Annotated in this window: 17 protein-coding genes; 7 read left to right on the top strand and 10 right to left on the bottom strand. The window is 48.2% G+C overall.

Annotated features, from left to right (window positions below):
• Nucleotides 1-10: 10 nt before the first annotated feature.
• From THAL_RS06180 to THAL_RS06145, 8 genes are read right to left on the bottom strand one after another with little or no spacing between them, the layout of a single operon-like run.
• A complete protein-coding gene (locus tag THAL_RS06180) occupies nucleotides 11-1,729 on the bottom strand; it encodes an NADH-quinone oxidoreductase subunit D (RefSeq protein WP_012992250.1) in 1,719 nt (572 codons plus the stop codon).
• Between the two features lie 9 nt (nucleotides 1,730-1,738).
• Nucleotides 1,739-2,110: an NADH-quinone oxidoreductase subunit A gene (locus THAL_RS06175; RefSeq protein WP_012992249.1), complete on the bottom strand. Its 372-nt coding sequence runs from the start codon at nucleotides 2,108-2,110 to the stop codon at nucleotides 1,739-1,741.
• 4 nt (nucleotides 2,111-2,114) lie between these two features.
• Nucleotides 2,115-3,560 carry an NADH-quinone oxidoreductase subunit N gene (locus tag THAL_RS06170; RefSeq protein WP_012992248.1) on the bottom strand — a complete coding sequence of 482 codons (1,446 nt, stop codon included), beginning with the start codon at nucleotides 3,558-3,560 and terminating at the stop codon, nucleotides 2,115-2,117.
• Nucleotides 3,557-5,062, bottom strand: a complete 1,506-nt coding sequence (locus THAL_RS06165; RefSeq protein WP_012992247.1) for a complex I subunit 4 family protein — start codon at nucleotides 5,060-5,062, stop codon at nucleotides 3,557-3,559. The genes THAL_RS06170 and THAL_RS06165 overlap by 4 nt, the downstream gene beginning before the upstream one ends.
• Nucleotides 5,063-5,065: 3 nt before the next feature.
• The gene (nuoL, locus tag THAL_RS06160; RefSeq protein ID WP_012992246.1) at nucleotides 5,066-6,964 is read right to left on the bottom strand and encodes an NADH-quinone oxidoreductase subunit L; all 1,899 of its coding nucleotides are present in this window, start codon (nucleotides 6,962-6,964) and stop codon (nucleotides 5,066-5,068) included.
• A 3-nt stretch (nucleotides 6,965-6,967) separates the two neighbouring features.
• Entirely contained in the window at nucleotides 6,968-7,270 is a 303-nt protein-coding gene (gene nuoK / locus THAL_RS06155) for an NADH-quinone oxidoreductase subunit NuoK (protein ID WP_012992245.1), read from the bottom strand.
• Nucleotides 7,267-7,758, bottom strand: a complete 492-nt coding sequence (locus THAL_RS06150) for an NADH-quinone oxidoreductase subunit J family protein (RefSeq protein ID WP_012992244.1) — start codon at nucleotides 7,756-7,758, stop codon at nucleotides 7,267-7,269. Before THAL_RS06150 ends, nuoK begins: the two co-directional genes overlap by 4 nt.
• Complete coding sequence (locus THAL_RS06145) at nucleotides 7,746-8,351, bottom strand: NuoI/complex I 23 kDa subunit family protein (protein WP_012992243.1); 606 nt, start codon at nucleotides 8,349-8,351, stop codon at nucleotides 7,746-7,748. Before THAL_RS06145 ends, THAL_RS06150 begins: the two co-directional genes overlap by 13 nt.
• Nucleotides 8,352-8,434: 83 nt before the next feature.
• Here THAL_RS06145 and murG point away from each other — a divergent pair, with 83 nt between their 5' ends.
• The gene (murG, locus tag THAL_RS06140) at nucleotides 8,435-9,490 is read left to right on the top strand and encodes an undecaprenyldiphospho-muramoylpentapeptide beta-N-acetylglucosaminyltransferase (protein WP_012992242.1); all 1,056 of its coding nucleotides are present in this window, start codon (nucleotides 8,435-8,437) and stop codon (nucleotides 9,488-9,490) included.
• Here the strand turns inward: murG and guaB are convergent.
• Nucleotides 9,475-10,929 (bottom strand): IMP dehydrogenase, encoded by a 1,455-nt coding sequence (guaB, locus tag THAL_RS06135; RefSeq protein ID WP_012992241.1) that lies wholly within the window; start codon nucleotides 10,927-10,929, stop codon nucleotides 9,475-9,477. The genes murG and guaB overlap by 16 nt on opposite strands.
• 13 nt (nucleotides 10,930-10,942) lie before the next feature.
• Between guaB and THAL_RS06130 the strand changes: the two genes are divergently transcribed.
• A complete protein-coding gene (locus THAL_RS06130; protein ID WP_012992240.1) occupies nucleotides 10,943-12,448 on the top strand; it encodes an AAA family ATPase in 1,506 nt (501 codons plus the stop codon).
• On the top strand, nucleotides 12,438-13,112 hold the full coding sequence (locus THAL_RS06125) for an N-glycosylase/DNA lyase (protein ID WP_012992239.1): 675 nt from the start codon (nucleotides 12,438-12,440) through the stop codon (nucleotides 13,110-13,112). The genes THAL_RS06130 and THAL_RS06125 overlap by 11 nt, the downstream gene beginning before the upstream one ends.
• Nucleotides 13,113-13,429: 317 nt before the next feature.
• On the opposite strand, the gene THAL_RS06120 is transcribed toward THAL_RS06125, so the two are convergent.
• On the bottom strand, nucleotides 13,430-13,672 hold the full coding sequence (locus THAL_RS06120) for a PepSY domain-containing protein (RefSeq protein ID WP_012992238.1): 243 nt from the start codon (nucleotides 13,670-13,672) through the stop codon (nucleotides 13,430-13,432).
• An 89-nt stretch (nucleotides 13,673-13,761) separates the two neighbouring features.
• Here THAL_RS06120 and THAL_RS06115 point away from each other — a divergent pair, with 89 nt between their 5' ends.
• Genes THAL_RS06115 through THAL_RS06100 form a run of 4 tightly spaced genes read left to right on the top strand, consistent with a single transcriptional unit; the run spans nucleotide 13,762 to nucleotide 18,477 of the window.
• The gene (locus THAL_RS06115) at nucleotides 13,762-15,447 is read left to right on the top strand and encodes a multicopper oxidase domain-containing protein (RefSeq protein ID WP_012992237.1); all 1,686 of its coding nucleotides are present in this window, start codon (nucleotides 13,762-13,764) and stop codon (nucleotides 15,445-15,447) included.
• Nucleotides 15,444-16,139 carry a copper resistance protein B gene (locus THAL_RS06110; RefSeq protein ID WP_012992236.1) on the top strand — a complete coding sequence of 232 codons (696 nt, stop codon included), beginning with the start codon at nucleotides 15,444-15,446 and terminating at the stop codon, nucleotides 16,137-16,139. Before THAL_RS06115 ends, THAL_RS06110 begins: the two co-directional genes overlap by 4 nt.
• Nucleotides 16,140-16,171: 32 nt before the next feature.
• Entirely contained in the window at nucleotides 16,172-17,683 is a 1,512-nt protein-coding gene (atpA, locus tag THAL_RS06105) for a F0F1 ATP synthase subunit alpha (protein ID WP_012992235.1), read from the top strand.
• Nucleotides 17,680-18,477: a DUF72 domain-containing protein gene (locus THAL_RS06100; RefSeq protein WP_012992234.1), complete on the top strand. Its 798-nt coding sequence runs from the start codon at nucleotides 17,680-17,682 to the stop codon at nucleotides 18,475-18,477. The genes atpA and THAL_RS06100 overlap by 4 nt, the downstream gene beginning before the upstream one ends.
• The last annotated feature ends 66 nt before the right edge of the window (nucleotides 18,478-18,543 follow it).

Here is an 18,543-nt window from a genome sequence, read left to right as displayed (position 1 = left end):
CAGTATTTTATCATCTGTCTATCTCACCCACCACCGGATCCAAACTGGCCAAGATGGCCACGGCATCTGCCACCACCCTGTCTTTCATGAGCTTGGGATACACGCACAGGTTGTACATAGAGCCCGGTCTTATCTTAACCCTGTAGGGTTTTACACCTCCGGTAGAGTAGATGTAAAAGCCCAGCTCTCCCCTAGGATTCTCACCGGAGGAGTATATCTCACCTTCTGGTACCTTAAGACCTATGCCGTCCAGCGTAAGTTTCAGCTTCTTTGGATCCGGAGACTCTGCAAAAAAGGGTGCATCTTTAGGCATCTTTTCCAGCTTTTGGACACATTGCTCAATGATTCTTACACTCTGCCTCATCTCTTCGAGGCGCACCAGATACCTATCGTACACGTCTCCCACCTCTCCCACCGGTACATCAAATTCCACCCAGGGGTAAGCATCGTAGGGTTCTAGCTTTCGCAGATCGTAGGGGACGCCGGAACCACGTGCCACAGGACCTGTAAGACCGTAGTAGTAAACATCCTCCTCCGTTATCACACCTATGTCTTTGTTTCTTCTCAACCATATTCTGTTTCTGCTGAGGATCGTCTCCCACTCCCTCAGTTCATAAGGGAGACGCTTTATGAAAGCCTTAATCACCTCTAGCGCTCCTTCGGGAAGGTCCATGCGCACACCACCTATGCGAGGGTACGTTATGGTGAGACGTGCACCCGTAATACCCTCTATGATATCCATTATCTTCTCTCTTTCCTTAAAGGCATACAAGAATATAGTGAGAGCCCCGATGTCCAGTGCGTAGGTACCTAACCAAAGAAGGTGGGAGTTTATTCTTTGGAGTTCCGACATCATAGTCCTTATGTACTTGGCCTTTTCAGGCACGAGATCTTCTATGCCCAGCAGGCGTTCCACAGCCACCACCCACGCTTGGTTGGAACAGAGAGCAGATATGTAGTCCATCCGGTCGGTGTAAACGAGAAACTGGTTGTACATTTCGTTCTCGGCCAGCTTCTCTACACCCCTGTGTAACTGACCTAAGATAACATCACACTGCACCACACGTTCCCCCTCTAGGTCAAAGAGGAACCACATGGTGCCGTGTGTTCCAGGATGGAGGGGTCCCCAGTTGAGGACTAACTGAGCTTTCTTCTGTAGTCTCTTCTTCTCCGTTATCTCTAGGTCCTCTAAGGTAGGCACAGGTGTGTGCATCCTATCGTAGTTCATAAGACCCTGCAGGTTTTCTCCCAAAAGAACTTCGTTGAGGGACGGAAGGTATTCCGTGGCATAACCCTCAAGGGGAAAGTCTTTCCTCAGGGGATGGTAGGGATAGGTCTCCCACATGAAAGCTCTCACCAAGTTCTCATGTCCCTCGTACTTTATACCGAACATATCGTAGCACTCTCTCTCTGCCCACTTACCTGCAAACCATAACTTCTCTATACTGGGAAGGACTCCGTCCGTCCAGGTTTTTACCACAACCCTCTTCCTATCGTGTACGTTGTACAGTATGTAAAAGGCCATGAAACGAGGTGAACGATCTGGAAAGTCCACCACCGAATGATCTATGAAGAGTTTATAACCCTTCTCCTCCTTAAGGGTCTTCAGAAGGTCTAAAAGTTGCGACGATGGTACCCATATCTCCGTTATGGTGGATTTTGCCTGTACCTTTACATCCCTGTATCTTGGGATAAGATCAATGAAATCTTCTTCCTTTGCCCACGGCATGGCTACACCTCACATGTACTCTTCTTCAAACTGCCAGTCAAGGGCACCCTTTCGCCAGGCGTAAAGCAAACCGTAAGTGAGGATGAGGAGGAAGAGGAGAAACTCCACGAAACCGAACAGTCCCAAGTGTTTGTACACCACCGTCCACGGAAAGAGGAAGGCAGCTTCTATATCAAACAGGAGCAAGAGAAGTCCGAGAAGGTAGTACCCTTGGTGAAAGGTGGACTGGGCCGTTTTGTCGTAGAGGGGGACACCGCACTCGTAAGGGTAATCCTGCAGGGGTGAAGGTGTTTTAGGTCCAAACAGGTAGTTAAGACTTATCATGACGAGGGCTATCACCAACATCACCAAAGCCAGTATGACGAGACCCAGGTACTCCATGTTCTCACCTCTTGAAAAGGATTTCGGCAGAAGGACTCACCAAGCTCCATAAAAATATAGGCACAGCACCCAACAGTACAACCAACACAGACAAAAATACCAGTAGAACCTTCTCCACAGGAGTAATCCGGAATTCTACACCTTTAACAGGCTCCTTCATGAACATAAGAGCTATCAGTCTGAGATAGTAACCCGTAGATATGCCTGTAGCCACTATCATCACAAAGGCTACCCACCAGAGTTTTTCATAGGATAAAGACAGGAACACCAAAGCCTTTCCTACAAAACCCACCGTAGGAGGAACACCCAAAAGGGCCAGAAGCACCAACATGAAGGCAAAGGCGAGCCAAGGCATGTGAAACCTGACACCAGAAAACTCCTCCAGATACCCACGCCACTCCTGTGATCTTTCCAAAACCGCCAAGACCAGAAAACCTGCTACTCCCATAAAAGCGTAAGCCACAAGGAAGTAAAGGACCGCCTTGAGACCTATCACCTGGGCTACCGCTATACCCGCCATTATGTACCCAGAGTGAGCTATGGAAGAGTAAGCCAGCATCCTCTTGACGTCTCTTTGCACCAAAGCTACAAGATTACCGTAGAGCATGGTGAGAACCGATATAATGCTCACCGTTATGACCCACGTGTTGGCAAAGTGTTCCTGCACCAAAGGCATTATTCTCACTACGGGAGCAAAGAAGGCCAGCTTACCCACGGAAGCCATGTAAGCGGTGACGGGAGTAGGAGCACCGTGGTAAGCATCAGGTAGCCAAAAATGGAAGGGAACGGCACCTATCTTTATGGCAAACCCCATCAGTAAGAGGACTAGTCCAGCCACCAAAAGTCGGGTATCTTTGTGATGGAACGCCAACACCTCCCTGAGATCCAGAGAACCACCGTACAGGTAAAGAAAAGCTGCTCCGTAAGAGGCTAGCGCTATACTGAGACCACCCAACACCAGGTATTTGAAGGCACCTTCCTTGGATAGAAAGTCTCCTTTCAGGAGGGCCGTCATAACGTAGAAGCTTATGGACACCGCTTCCAAGGCTACGTAGAGCACCACCAGATTATAGGAGGACACTAAGAACATACCTCCGGCGAGGGCAAAGGCGAGAAAGTAGTAAAACTCTCTGTATAGAGATCCCCTGTGTTTTAAATACTGCTGAGCGAAGGGAAGAACCATCATGGTGAGGCCTATCATAACAAGTTGGAACAGAGAGGACATGGGATCTCTCACGTAAAGCCCGTAGAAGGTACTTCCCGTGGCAGATATGTTAAAAAGAAGATACAGAAAAGCAATCAGATAACCCACGAGACTCAACCATAGGGCCACCCAGTGAGAAAGCCGCCTGTAGATGAGATCCAAAGTGAAAAGAGCAAATCCTGTTAGCAAAACCACTATCTCCGGTATAAGAAGGGAGAGGTTAGGATACTCTACCACCATGTTCATGGAGCACCTCCAGGCCTTAAGAACAAGTAGGACAGCAGCGACGTTATGTAAGGATCAAAGAAAGCAAAGAAGAGGAAAGGAGTAAGACCTACCAGTAGCGTGGGTAGTACTACCAGGAGAAAAGCAAAGAGTTTGTAGCCCCTCATGTCGGAAAAATGCACCAGTCTGCTCTCCTCCTTGGTGTCAAGATAGAGGGTTTTGAGAAGATAAAGCATATACAAGACACTGAAGAAGGCACCACCTAATACAAAGAGAGCCAGCCACAGGCTGTACTCACGGGCACCTGCGATCGTTAGGAACTTACCCCAGAAGGAGGAACCACCGGGAAGACCCATGGAAGAGTAAGCTGTTATAGCTACCAGAAAAGCAAAGACCGGCATAAACTTTATACTACCCTTCAGGGCATCCATGTTGAAGCTGTGGAGTCTGTTGTATATGAACCCCGCCATCATAAACAGTGCGGAGGATGTAAGACCGTGAGCAAACATCTCCATTATGCTAGCTCTCAGTCCTTGCTGGTTGAGGAGAAACATGCCAGCCACCACAAACCCCATATGGCTTATTGAAGAATAGGCTACGAACCTCTTGACGTTGTTCTGACTTATAGTAAACCAAGAAGCAAAGACAATACTAGCTATGCCCCACAGTACCATAAAGGGCATCAGAAACTTGGTGGCTTCCGGAAAGAGACCTATGTTAAAGCGAAGGAGAGCATATGTCCCCATCTTGAGAAGGAGAGCCGCCAGTACTACCGAACCAGCGGTGGGTGCTTCACCGTGAGCATCGGGAAGCCACGTGTGAAAAGGCACTACGGGAGTTTTCACCGCAAAGGCAATTAAAAAGAGGACGAATAAAAAGATCTCTAAACCTAATGGGTAGTGATTGTTTATGAGATCAAAGTAGAAGAAGGAGAACTTACCGAACTGTCTGTAATGCTCTACAGCTACAGTTACTATACCCAGCAGAAGAAACAGAGAGGATACAAAGATGTAGATAAAGAACTTGTAAGCCGAGTAAAGCCTCAGCTTATAACCCCAGACACCTATGACGAAGAACATAGGTACCAAGGTCAGCTCATAGAAAACGTAGAAAACTATCAGATCCAAGCTACCAAAGACACCTACGAGGAGGCTCTCCGTGAGGAGAAAGAAAAGATAGTACTCTTTGAGACGATGAGTGATTTGGTGATCCCTCAAGGACCAAAGTATGGCAGCCAATGAGACAAGGGTGGTGAGTAGGTACATAAGATAAGAGAGCCCATCAAAGGCAAAACTTAGGGTAATTCCCAGCTCAGGCAAGAGAGGCCTGTGCCAGTAAAACTGCATCGTTTGGGCTTTCTTAAAATCAAAGAGGGGAATAGACATTAAAGACAGGAGGAACACGAGTGACGAGAGGACAACAGCCATCCCCTTGGTGTACCTTTCGGGCAGAAAGATTATGAAGAAGGCTCCCACGAGAGGCAACAGCATACTGGTAGGTATAAGAAGATTCACCAAGTCCATGCTTCACCTCATGAACTTTATGATGATACCGAAGATAAAGACCATACCTGCAAGGAGGAAGGCCACATAATGGTTCAACAGACCTGTCTGAAAGTTTCTAACGGTCCTACCCGTCTTGAAGGTAAAGCGCGCCACTCCGTTTACCAAGAGGTCTACCACCATTATGTCCAGTTTCATCCATAGGAACCTAACTAATTTTACGTACAACAAAGCCAGAAGATTTATAAAACCGTCTATAAGGACCCTCTCCCACACTGTGTGAAGTCCTTTAGATATCCGCATATACCCTCCCGCTAAAGTTTTGTGGTAGAACCTTTCCGTAAAGAACTGCTCTCTGAAGGTGGTGTGAAGGGGCCTGAGCACCCTATAAAGCTCCTCTGCACTCAACCACCTCTTCACATACACACTGTACGCCACACCTATACCCACAAGGGCTATCACCAACGACAGTACCACCGTATCACCGTGTATGTGTACCTCCTTACCCATGAGACTACCGTACCACCACACACCAAAACCCGCAAACACAGACCCTAACATCAATACCGCCATGGGTAGTATCATCACCCCTTCACTCTCGTGGGCACCTCCTTTCCTCTCCTCCCCGTGAAACATCACAAACCCTTCCCTGAATATGTAATAGGCTGTCAACACGCTCACTACACTCACCAACACACCTATCCCAAAACTAGCCTCGTACGCCCTCCCTAAAATCAACTCCTTACTCCAAAAGCCAGCAAAGGGAAACACACCAGCTAAAGCTAAAGCCCCTACCATAAAGCTTAGATAGGTTACAGGCATCTTGCTCCTTAAGCCCCCTACTTCGTATATGTCGTGTACCTTATGGTGAAAGGTGTGTATCACCGATCCCGCTGCTAAAAATAACAGTGCCTTGAAAAAGGCATGGGTCATCAGATGAAAACTCCCCGCCAGCTTATCCTTCAGTCCTAATGCTATGAACATAAGCCCCAACTGGCTCATGGTGGAAAAGGCTATGATCTTCTTTATGTCCGTATGCGATGTGGCAGCTAACGCTGCCATAAGGGCGGTTACGCTCCCTACTACCACGATGACTTTCAAGGCTGTGTCACTGGCTTCAAATACCGGATGTAGTCTGGCTACCATGTACACCCCAGCAGCTACCATGGTGGAGGAGTGGAGTAGTGCAGATACGGGTGTCGGACCTGCCATGGCGTTGGGTAGCCAGGTGTGTAAAGGTACCTGCCCCGATTTGCCTACCGCACCACCAAAGAGTAAAAGACATGCCCAAGACAACATGAGAGGGTCTACTAAGTGGGCTTTCTCCCACATCTCCTGATAACGGATGGATCCAAAGGTGATAAAGCTCATGAGAATCCCCAAAAGAAACAGCCAGTCCCCTACTCTGTTCATAACAAAGGCTTCCAGCGCTGCGTTGGTGGCTTTCCTCTGCTCATGGAAGTATCCTATCAGAAGGTAAGAGGCTAGTCCTACACCTTCCCAACCAAAGAAGAGAAGAAGAAGATTGTCAGACAGAACTATCAGAAGCATTGAGAAAAGGAAGAAGGACAGGTAAGCGTAAAACTTGTAGGTCCACTGACCGAAGAGGTTCCTCATGTAGCCTATCGAGTACAGGAAGATAAAGGTGGCTACGAAGGTGACCAGTGTGGCTACCACCGATGAAAGGGTGTCAAAGAGAAGGCCCAGCTCAAGGGGTTTAGACTGTAGGAGGATGAAGGTGTAAAGGGGAACATGCACTGGGTTTTTGATGGCCTGCAGTGCGGCATAGAGGGAAAACAGAAAGGACAGAGAGGATGCCAGCACGGTTATGATGGCGGAAGGAAAGTCTCCCAGTCTCCTTCCCAAAAGCCCCACCACCAAAAAGGCTACAACCGGAAAGATCAGTACCAGTAGAAATTCCATAGTTCAGTCCCTCAGGTGCGTTATCTCAGAAGACCCCTCATAACCCTTAAGGCGAAATATGGACACCACCAGCCCTAAACCTACGGCCACTTCCGAAGCGGCTACCGCCAGTACGAAAAGGGAGAAAACCTGTCCTTCCACACCACCCACCATCCTGTCCATCGCTACAAACCCTAGGTTAACACCGTTCAGCATAAGCTCCGTACTTACCAGAAGGGTTATGAGGTTCTTCCTTATGATAACACCCAAGAGACCGGAAAGGAATAAAAAAATGCTTATAAGCATATAAGCTTTTTCTATAGTCAATCCTCCTTCCTCCCAAGCAAGATGGCTCCCACCATGGCTATCAAAAGTATAACAGAAGCCAGCTCAAAAGGAAAGAGATAACTGGTGAAGAGGACCTTTCCCACATCCCTCACGTTGTCCCCCGAAAGAGGGAAACCCTTCGTAGCGAAGGACCCGCTCCATGCCAAATAAGACAACGCCACCACGAGAAGGAGGAAGAAGGGCACCGCCAAAAGGAACTCCCTCAGATAGATACCCTCAAACCTCTTCACCTTTTCCCATGGTATAGTGGTCACCACCAACACGTAGAACACTACTATGGCCACAGCGTATATTATCAGTTGAAGACCCGCCAAGAGTTCTGCACCCAAGTGCAGGAATATACCTGCTGTGGCCAAAACTACCGAAAGGAAGGAGAGAACCACGTGAACCGGGTTTTTGAGGAAAAGGACCCCTAAAACAGAGAGTATCAACCATAGGGAAAGTATACCAAAGATCACCCACTCCAACTTATCTTCCCCCAGAGCTTTTCACGATGCTGGTCATCTATCCATATCCTATCGGGTTCTTGTCCCCTTCTCTGTTTCCAGTCTATGGCGTTCTTTTCCAACTGTTCCATTCTTAAAACGGCGTTTCTGCGGGAGTAACCGGCTAGTTCATAGAGATCTGTCATGGTGAGACATCCCACCGGGCATGCATCCACACACAGTCCACAGAACAGACAGTTAAGAAGGTTCATGTCAAATCTCACCACTTTTTTTGTACCATCAGGCATCTGAACAGCCTCTATCCTGAAAAGGGTAGGCATAGGGCAAGCTGTCTGACACATATAGCAGGCCACACACCTACTTTTGCCCTTCTCAAAACTCATAAACTTCTCTATAGCCTTCAGGGAGTTTGGTTCCGTACCATCCCACACAAAGTGTCCGTGAGCTCCCCTAAAACGCTTTGGAGGCGTGAGTTTCTCTAAGGGATAGTTGGTGGTTATAGGTTTCTTCAGCAGGTTCTTGAGGGTTACCGACAGGCCCTTTATGAAATCCACAAACAGCACCGTCTCCACCAGATTAAGAAACGCCTTTCTGTCCACCTTCTTTATACCCATGGCTCACTATATTTTAAGCCATTCAAAGGCGCGCAAGAAAAGATATGATATGAGTCATCTAAAAAGGATGGTAAACTGGTTTTATGAGTCGTTTCCTCATATCGGGGGGTGGAACGGGTGGTCACTTCTTTCCTGCTCTCGCCCTCACAGAGTGGCTTGTGAAGAGAAACTACAAGACTATCTTTGTGGGTTCCGTCAGAGGGATAGAGTTTTCACTAAAAGAACTTTTACCCTCTGAGGCCATCTTTCTGACATCTTACCCCTTTGTGGGTGTGGCTTGGCACCGTAAACTTTACGCCCTTGTCCACATAGCTGTGTCTTCGCTGCGCCTTCTGAGACATATAGAGTCCAGGGATATAAGCGTGGTCTTTGGAGGATACGCCAGCCTACCTTTGGGTGTAGCCTCTGTTGTGAGAGGTGCTCGCCTCTTTTTGCACGAACAGAACTCGGTACCCAGTAGAACCAACCGCTTGCTCTCTAATAGATCCGAAAAGATCTTTGTAACCTTTGAGTACTCTAAGAAGTTTTTCCCTCTCCATAAGGTGGTGAAAACAGGCCTTCCTGTAAGGGAGCAGATTCTCCGACATCTCTCCCTTTCTAAGGAAGAGGCAAGAGAGAAACTGGGCCTTATGACAGACAAACCTGTTATTCTTGTGTTTGGTGGAAGCCAGGGAGCACAGTTTCTCAACACTGTAACGGTGGAGCTTCTTTCCAACTTACCTTTTCAAAGCATCCACGTTACAGGAGATAGAGACTTTCCGAGAGTCAAGGAGCTTTACCGGGAAAAAAAGTTAAGGGGTGTGGTGTTTTCTTTCTTTCACGATATGGGCCTTCTTTATAGAGCCAGTGATCTGGCCATATGCAGAGCAGGTGCTTCCAGCATAACAGAACTCTCCCTTTACGGTCTACCTGCTCTTTTTGTACCCTATCCACACGCTGCGGACGATCACCAATTTTACAACGCCAAGGAGATAGAGGATCTGGGAGGTGGTATCACGGTAAGGCAACAAGAAGCCACTGTAGAAAAACTGAGAGAGGCCTTGGAAAAGATCCTCTCCGATAGGGACAGGTATTCGGAGGGTATAAGAAAGTTCGCCCTTCCGGATGCATGCGAGAGGATCTTTCAGTCCACCCAATAGTTGGGAGCCTCTTTGGTGATTATTACGTCATGCACATGAGATTCCCTGTAGCCTGCCCACGATATTCTCACAAACTTGGCCTTTTCCCGCAGTTCTTTTATATTTCTGGCACCTACATAGCCCATCCCTGATCTCAAACCACCCACCAACTGAAACACCACCTCGGCAAGTCTACCTCTGTAGGGAACCCTACCTTCTATACCTTCTGGTACAAACTTCTCCATCTTATCCTGTCCGTACCTGTCGGCAGACATACGGTTACTCATGGCACCTAAAGAACCCATACCTCTGTAGCTTTTATAGGCCCTGCCTTGGTAGTATATGACCTCTCCAGGAGCTTCTTCTGTACCTGCCAGTAGATTGCCCAACATTACCGCATCAGCTCCCGCTGCCAGAGCTTTCACTATGTCACCCGAGTATCTTATTCCCCCGTCCGCTATGACCGGCACATCGTACTTGGAAGCCACTTCATAGACCCACATGATGGCAGATAGCTGAGGAACACCTACGCCTGCCACTATTCTGGTAGTGCATATGGAACCTGGCCCTACACCTACCTTAACGGCATCCGCTCCTGCCTTTATGAGGTCCTCGGCACCCTCCCCTGTGGCTATGTTACCTGCTATAACATCCACGTTGAAGTTGGACTTTATCATCTCCACCGTCTGGAGTACTCTTTTGGAATGACCGTGAGCTGTGTCTACCACTATCACATCCACACCTGCCGATACAAGGGCTTCCACCCTGTCCTTTGTATCGGGTCCGGTTCCTACAGCGGCACCTACCCTCAGCCTTCCTAAGGGATCCTTACAGGCGTTGGGGTACTTCCGTCTTTTGGTGATATCCTTGATGGTGATAAGACCCACCAGTCTCCCTTCCTTGTCCACTATGGGGAGCTTTTCCACCTTGTGCCTTTGCAAAATCTCTTCAGCTTCTTCCAGTGTTACAAGCTCCTGGGCCACTATAAGGTTTTCCTTGGTCATAAAAAGGGATACTGGCTTATCGTAATCGGTGGGCTTTATAAACCTCAGGTCCCTGTTGGTGAGGATGCCTACCAGCTTGTTACCGTCGGTCACTACCGGAACACCCGAGATCTTGTACTTACTCATTATATCAAGAGCGGTGCGCACACTGGTGTCGGGAGTTACCGTCACGGGTTTGAGGATCATACCACTCTCTGATTTCTTTACTTTCTCCACTTCCTCAGCCTGTTCCTGTATACTCATGTTCCGGTGGATTATGCCTATACCACCTTCCCTGGCCAAGGCTATGGCCATACGGGACTCAGTGACGGTGTCCATAGCTGCGGAGACTATGGGTATTTTGAGAGATATGTTACGGGTAAGGCGCGTGGATACATCCACCTCGTGAGGTAAAACCTCCGAGTACTGGGGTATCAAAAGAACGTCGTCAAAGGTGAGACCTTCTACCAAATCCATATATTAATTATATATGCTCCTGAGGTTGAGCATAGAAAGTTTCCGTCTTCTGAAAGATGTAGAACTTAACTTTTCACCGGGACTCAACGTCATAACGGGAGAGACAGGAAGCGGCAAGTCTATGACCTTTTCAGCGGTAAGGTTCTTGGCAGGGGATGAGGAAGAGTCCCAAGAAGGCACAGCGGTGGAGATGGAACTGGAGTTGGAAGAGGAGGAGTATGTGATCCGAAGGGAGATAAGGAGGGGTAGGAGTAGGTACTACCTGAACGGTATGGGAAGCACCGCTAAGGTGGTGAAAGACATCCTACTCAGGGCCATACTTCTTCAAGGACAGAACGACAGACTGAGCTTCCTAAAATCCCACTATCAGAGGGACATATACGACACTCTGGCCGGCACCCTTCCTCTCCGTAAGGAGTATCAGGATCTTTACGACAGGTATAGAAAGATAAGGTCAAGGTTTGAGGAACTCTCCCATCGTAAGAAGGAAAAAGAGCTAAGGACCAAACTGCTGGAAGAGGAGATAAGAGAGATTGAGAGCATAGGCCTTTCGGCGGAGGAGTACGAAAGGATAAAGGAATATCTGGAGGAACTGTCCAGAAAGGAGAAGATCTGTAGGTTGGCGGAGGAAGGGGTAAGGTGCATAGATGATAAAGTGCTGGAGGGACTGAGCACCCTCAGAAAGATATGTAGGGACATAGGCATAAAAACGGAGGATCTGGAGGAGTTTCGCGAGAGGCTTATCCAACTGAGGAGTGACCTTCTCTCTATCATAGAGGACTGGGATCCTCACCAGTTGGACCTTCTCAACGAGAAGGTGTATAGGGTCCAAAGACTTGAAAGGCGCTATGGTATGAGCTACAGACAGATACTGTCCTATCTTAATGATCTCAAGGAGGAGCTAACAGTTCTCAGTTCCTTAGAGGAGGAACTGCAGAGCCTACAAGAGCAGTTGGAAAACCTCCAAGAAGAACTGACAAAAAAGAGAGAAAGGTTGGCTCAGGAGAGAAGACGTGCCAAAGAAAGAGTTCTGTATCAGATAAACAGCCTTCTTGCAGATATAGGTCTTACTGATAGATACCTTGACGTGGTGCTGGAGGAGGATGAAGATCCCAGGTTTCTCCTCAGAGGTAGCGGGTCAACTGGGGTGGATTTTGCCCGTTTTGCTTCCGGAGGTGAGATATCCAGAGTAGCACTGGCTCTCTTTCTGGTAATACCCGCCAAAGAGACTTATCTTCTGGACGAGATAGATGTAGGAGTGAGTGGACATGCTTCCCTCAGGTTAGCTCGTTTTCTTAAAAAGCTGTCTAAAAAGATGCAACTGGTAGTTATCACCCACTCACCCGCCGTGGCAGCTGCTGGAGACACCCATTTTGTTGCTGTCCGGGAAGGTGATCAGGTGACCATAAAGGAGGTAGGAGAGAGGAGGTTGGAGGAGATAGCTCGTCTCATGGGTGTGGTAAGTCCTACCACTCTGAAGGGTGCCAAAGAACTGCTGGAGAAAGTTCATGCAGGATGAACTGTTACTGATCAAGGAAAAGGTTGGACAATACGTGGATAGGAGAATAGGGGAGTTTGAAAGACTGGGCAGAGAAGGAAGAACCCACTATGACTTCAGGCCTTTTCTAGACGTGGATATGGATACCGATATATTCTCAGAGCTCTGTTTCTGTATACTGACCGCCAACTCCTCTGCCGTGCTGGGGATAAAACTGCAGAAGGAGATAGGCCCGGAAGGTTTCATGAACCTATCTGTAGAGGAACTCACAAGAAGGATCGCGGAGAAAGGACACAGGTTTGCAAGGCAAAGAGCAGAACGCATAGTGAAAGCAAGAAGCAAATGGCCGTATCTGCAGGAGCTTTTAGCCTCAGGAAGGAAGGGTAGAGAAATCAGGGATCTTCTCAGCGATCCGTGTTCCCCTTACAAGGTGGAAGGATTTGGGCTTAAGGAGGCATCCCACTTTCTGAGAAACATAGGTTTTAAGGACTTAGCCATAGTGGACAGACACATACTCAGTTATCTAAGGGAGAGAAATCTCGTTCCTCAGAACAAAACACTGACAAGAAGAATGTACCTGCAGGCGGAGCAGGTACTGGAGAGAGTTGGAGAAAAGTTAGGTGTAACGTTGGCAGAGCTGGATCTTTATATCTTCTACCTAAAGACCAGTAAAGTCCTCAAGTGAACTACCCCGCATCAAAGATGCGGAGCTTCGTGGTGGGTCTGGACACTTAAGGTATCCCTTACCACCACGGGCGGGTTCACACCACCCCTACTCCTGCCTATACCGCTATATGGCGGTATAGCGGAGCTACTTTTAGCTCTTCTACTTTACCTATACCCCACCTTAAAGCCGTTGAACTCTCCTACCCAGGAGAGCGATGGGGTATTAGCTATACATTAAATTAATTCAGTAATGTTTTTGTGTCAACCCTTTCGGGGCGGGCTGTATCCCCGCATCACAGATACTGGGTTTTAGCCCGCAAGTTTTTCTATAACTCATCAGCGTTTTCTGTAAAATCTCAGGAGCTTTCCATCCCGTGCGTCCACCACCGCACTACCCTCCGTTCCTCTGACTCTGTAATAACACTCACCGTGTCTGTTTTTGGAAAGGTGGACACTTTTAACTTCTCCTACATACTGTCTGGCATACCTGATGGCATCTTCTGCAGATATAACACCCGTGCACGTATCAGATGCTAAAGCGTAACCAACTATCAACATCCCCAACATCCAGCTCATCATATTACACCCTCCTTGGAAATTTATAAAAAATTTTACACACCCTTCACAAAATTAAGAACATAAACTCAGAGAAGGAGGTGGTAAAAGGGATGATTTCCAGAAGAGAACTTTTGCTTATGGGACTTTTATCTCCTTTCGTAAGTTATACAGGATGGTCTTACCAAGGTGCGAGAGGCCTTTATGTGGCAGATGTGGTGCAAAAGGGAGACAAACTGGTTTACCAGTTGGTGGTAAGAAAAGGTAAAGTACGTGTAGGAGACCAATGGGGTGAGTTCTTCCTACCAGGTGGAACTGTACCCGGCCCCTTACTGCGCCTCAAGGAGGGTATGTGGGCTCACATAGTGATTTACAACGAAACTGACGAACCCATCAGTGTTCACTGGCACGGTATCATCCTACCTAACTCCATGGACGGTGTACCCTACCTTACAGCACCCCCCATACCACCAGGTGGTAGTTTTAAGGTAGAGTTTCCAGTCCAACAGTATGGGACATACTTCTACCACAGCCACGTAGGTTTGCAAGAACAGGCGGGATTCTACGGACCTCTCATCATTGACCCTGCGGAGAGAGAACCCTTTAGTTACAAAAGAGAGTACGTGGTGGTACTTTCCGACTGGACACCCCTTAGTCCCCACAAGGTGATGGCGCTTCTTAAAAAGCAGTCCAACTACTTCCAGAATAACAGACTCACCCTTATGGATCTCTTGAAGGACGCCCAACAGAGGGGACTGTGGGAAGCTCTTGCCTTCCGTCTCATGTGGGCCCGTATGAGAATGTCCCCCACCGACATACTGGACGTTACTGGAAGTACATACACCTATCTCATGAACGGACATACACCTCAGGAGAACTGGACAGCCATCTTTAAACCCGGTGAACGCATCAGGTTACGTTTCATAAATGCTTCCGCCATGACCTACTTTGACGTGAGAATTCCCGGTCTCAGTATGAAGGTGGTGGCAGCAGACGGACTTTATGTGGAACCTGTAGAGGTGGACGAGATAAGGATAGGGGTAGCGGAGCGTTACGATGTCATCGTAGAACCCAAAGAAGAGAAGGCCTACACCATAATAGCTGAAGCTATGGACAGGAGTGGCTATGCGAGGGGAACCTTGGCACCCAGACCTGGTATGACGGGACCCCTACCCCCTACCAGGACACCTCCTGTCCGAACATCCCATTCTCACGAGCATCATCACCACCACCATCACATGGACCCTTGTCAGGACTGTCCAGTCCACAAAGGCCCGTACCCCTTCGGTCCTACTGCCGATATGGTGGTGCAAAACCCAGTCTGTATGCTGGATCAGGTAGGTGTGGGGTTGGAGGACGCTGAGCATCGTGTTTTAACCTACCAACAGCTCCGTAGCCTTCAACGGAAGGATTTTCTCACTAAGGATCCGGACCGTGTGCTGGAAGTACACCTTACAGGCAACATGGAGAAGTTCATCTGGAGAATGTGGGTGTACGATGGGAAAAGCTGGAGTTGGGACCCGACCCATTTCATAAAGGTGCGTCGTGGGGAGTTGGTAAGGATAGTGTTTGTTAATCACACCATGATGGACCATCCTGTACACCTCCACGGCATGTTCATGTATCTGCGTAACGGTTACGATGAATACGCACCAGCCAAAGACACCATCAACATAAAATCCGGTGAAAAGGTGTGTGTGGATGTCCTCGCCGACGCTCCAGGATACTGGGCATTCCACTGTCATCTTCTGTATCACATGCACACCGGCATGATGAGAGTTTTGGAGGTAGTAGGATGAGAAACATCTTCTTAGGTGTGGCGATAGGTTCTACGGTGATGGCTCAGGAGGTAAGCGAAGAACTGCGCCAAGCCCTCATGCCCTCCCATCTTTACGGAAAACTTCTCCTGGACAGACTGGAGTACCTTCCTTCCAAGAAAACTTTCCGGTACGATGCTGAGTTCTGGTACGGAGGAGATTTCCACAGAGTATACATAGAGACTGAGGGAAACCACTCCCTCAAGAGAGGGGATGGTGAGATAAAGAGAGCGGACATCTACATAGGCAAACTGGTAACACCTTTCTGGACCATGAGGCTGGGAGCGGGCGCGGAGGGAGAGTACCGTCATCCTTTCAGAAAGTATGTGGTGGTGGGGGTGGAAGGTTTGGCTCCTTACTGGTTTGAAGTGGACGCCAACATGAAGGTGGACACAGAAGGAAGAACATCTCTGCACATGAAGACCTACGTAGACCTTCTGATAACTCAAAAGTTGGTTCTTCAACCAAGAGTGGAGGGAGCTTATTATCTCAGAGACATCCCTAAGGTGAGCAGACCAGCGGGATTGAGTAGACTGGAGGCAGGTTTAAGACTTCGCTACGAGTTTAGAAGGGAGTTAGCTCCTTACATAGGTCTTCAGTACAGTATGGAAAAAGGAAAAGAGGGTAAGAAAGAGGGGACCCACTTCCTCTTAGGTCTTAGGATGTGGTTCTGACCTATGCTATAATTTTCTGAGGAGGTAAAGCTATGGCAGGTCTCACTTACGAGGAAGCACTTCAACTTTTGAGGGAGCAGATAAAGGATCTGGAAGAGACTGTAAAGATGGAAGAGGTAGGAGTTGTTTACTACGTAGGTGACGGTGTGGCCAGAGCTTACGGTCTTGACAACGTGATGGCCAACGAGGTGGTGGAATTTGAGGGGGGTACCTTAGGTCTCGCCTTCAACCTGGAAGAAGACAACGTAGGTATCATAGTGTTGGGGAGTGAAAGCGGTATAAGGGAAGGTTCGTTAGTGCGTAGAACGGGTAGGATCCTGGACGCGCCTGTAGGTGAAGGTCTTATAGGTAGGGTTATAGATCCTCTCGGCAACCCTTTGGACGGTAAAGGTCCCATAAAGTACGAGTACAGATCACCTGTTGAAAAGATAGCACCCGGTGTGGTGAAAAGGAAGTCGGTTCACGAGCCTCTTCAAACGGGTATAAAGGCCATAGACGCCATGATACCCATAGGAAGAGGACAGAGGGAGCTCATCATCGGAGACAGGTCAACAGGCAAAACCACCATATGTATAGACACTATCCTGAACCAGAAGGACACGGATGTTTACTGCATTTACGTGGCCATAGGTCAGAAGCGTTCCACAACAGCCCGTATCATAGAGCTTCTGGAAAAGCACGGTGCTATGGAGTATACCTGCGTTGTGGTGGCTTCTGCCACTGATCCCGCCTCACTGCAGTACTTGGCACCTTTCGTAGGATGTACCATAGGTGAGTACTTTAGAGACAACGGTAAGCATGCTCTGGTTATATACGACGACCTATCCAAACACGCCGAAGCATACAGACAGCTGTCTCTTCTCATGAGAAGACCTCCCGGAAGAGAGGCCTATCCGGGTGATGTCTTTTACCTTCACTCTCGCCTCTTGGAAAGAGCAGCAAAACTGAACGACGAACTGGGAGCAGGTTCTCTGACGGCGTTACCTATAATAGAGACAAAGGCCGGGGACGTGGCCGCTTACATTCCCACCAACGTTATATCCATAACAGACGGGCAGATATATCTGGAACCTGACCTCTTCAACAAAGGTATAAGGCCTGCCATCAACGTGGGTCTATCGGTTTCTCGTGTGGGAGGTGCGGCCCAGATAAAGGCCATGAAGCAGGTGGCGGGTACTCTGAGACTGGACCTGGCCCAGTTCAGGGAACTGGAGGCTTTCGTGCAGTTCGCTTCCGAGCTGGATACAGCCACTCAAAAGATCATCAACAGGGGTCTGCGCTTAGTGGAACTCCTTAAACAGGAGCCTTACAGTCCTATACCTGTTGAGAAGCAGATAGTGGCCATATACGCAGGTACCAACGGATACCTGGACGATCTGCCGGTAGAGGCTGTGAGAAAGTTTGAAAGGGAACTTTACGCCTACCTGGATAAAGAGAAACCCGATATCCTTAAAGATATACGTGAAAAGAAGGCCTTAGATGACGATCTTAAGAAGAGAATAGATGACGCCCTCAAAGAGTTTAAGTCCCGTTTCATACCTTGAAAGTATACGTAGGGTGTAGTGGTTACTACTATAAGGACTGGGTGGGTGTTTTTTACCCGCCCCGCCTCAGAAGAGATGAGTGGATCAAGTATTACGCCAAACACTTCGTGGTTCTTGAGTTGAACGCCACCTTCTACGGCTTTCCTGACAGAGGAAGTATAAAGTCCATGCTGTCACGCGTTAAGGATCTCAGGTTTTCGGTGAAGGTAAATCGTCTCTTCACTCACACGAGAAACTACACCCAAGAAGACGTTAAAAAGTTCCTCTATGGTATAGAACCCATCTTGGAAGAAGACAGACTCATAGCCCTCCTCTTTCAGTTTCCCCATACCTTCGGTTACTCCCAGGAAAACCTGGAGTACATAAGAAGATTAGGCAGATACTTCTCCGAGGTGGAGAAGGTTGTAGAGGTAAGAAGCAGGAGTTTCGACAGAAAGGACTTCTTTAACTTCCTGGAAGAGGAAGGTTTCTCTATAGTCAACGCGGATGCTCCCATGTCGGATCGTTATCTGGTAGGTCCGTGGGTCGGTGTGGGAGCCATCAACTACGTAAGACTCCACGGTAGAGATCCTCAACATCCCTACCAGTATCTTTACACCCTTGAGGAGCTAAAGAAGATAAAAAACAAGATAAAAAAGCTGGGAGATAGGGAAACTTACATCTTCTTTAACAACACTGACAGGGCCAAGGCGGTTTTTAACGCCTTCCAAATGAAGATGCTATGGGGTATGGAGGTAAACATACCACAGCATATGGAGAGATTTTACAGAGAAAAAGAGTGGGAAGGAACATAGAGCTTTTATACTCTTATAAAAAACTCTTATAGCTTCTCCCACAAGGGGTGCTATACTATACCTGTA

The organism is Thermocrinis albus DSM 14484, assembly GCF_000025605.1.
Classification (GTDB): Bacteria; Aquificota; Aquificia; order Aquificales; family Aquificaceae; genus Thermocrinis; species Thermocrinis albus.
This window is presented reverse-complemented; position numbering and strand designations above follow the sequence as displayed.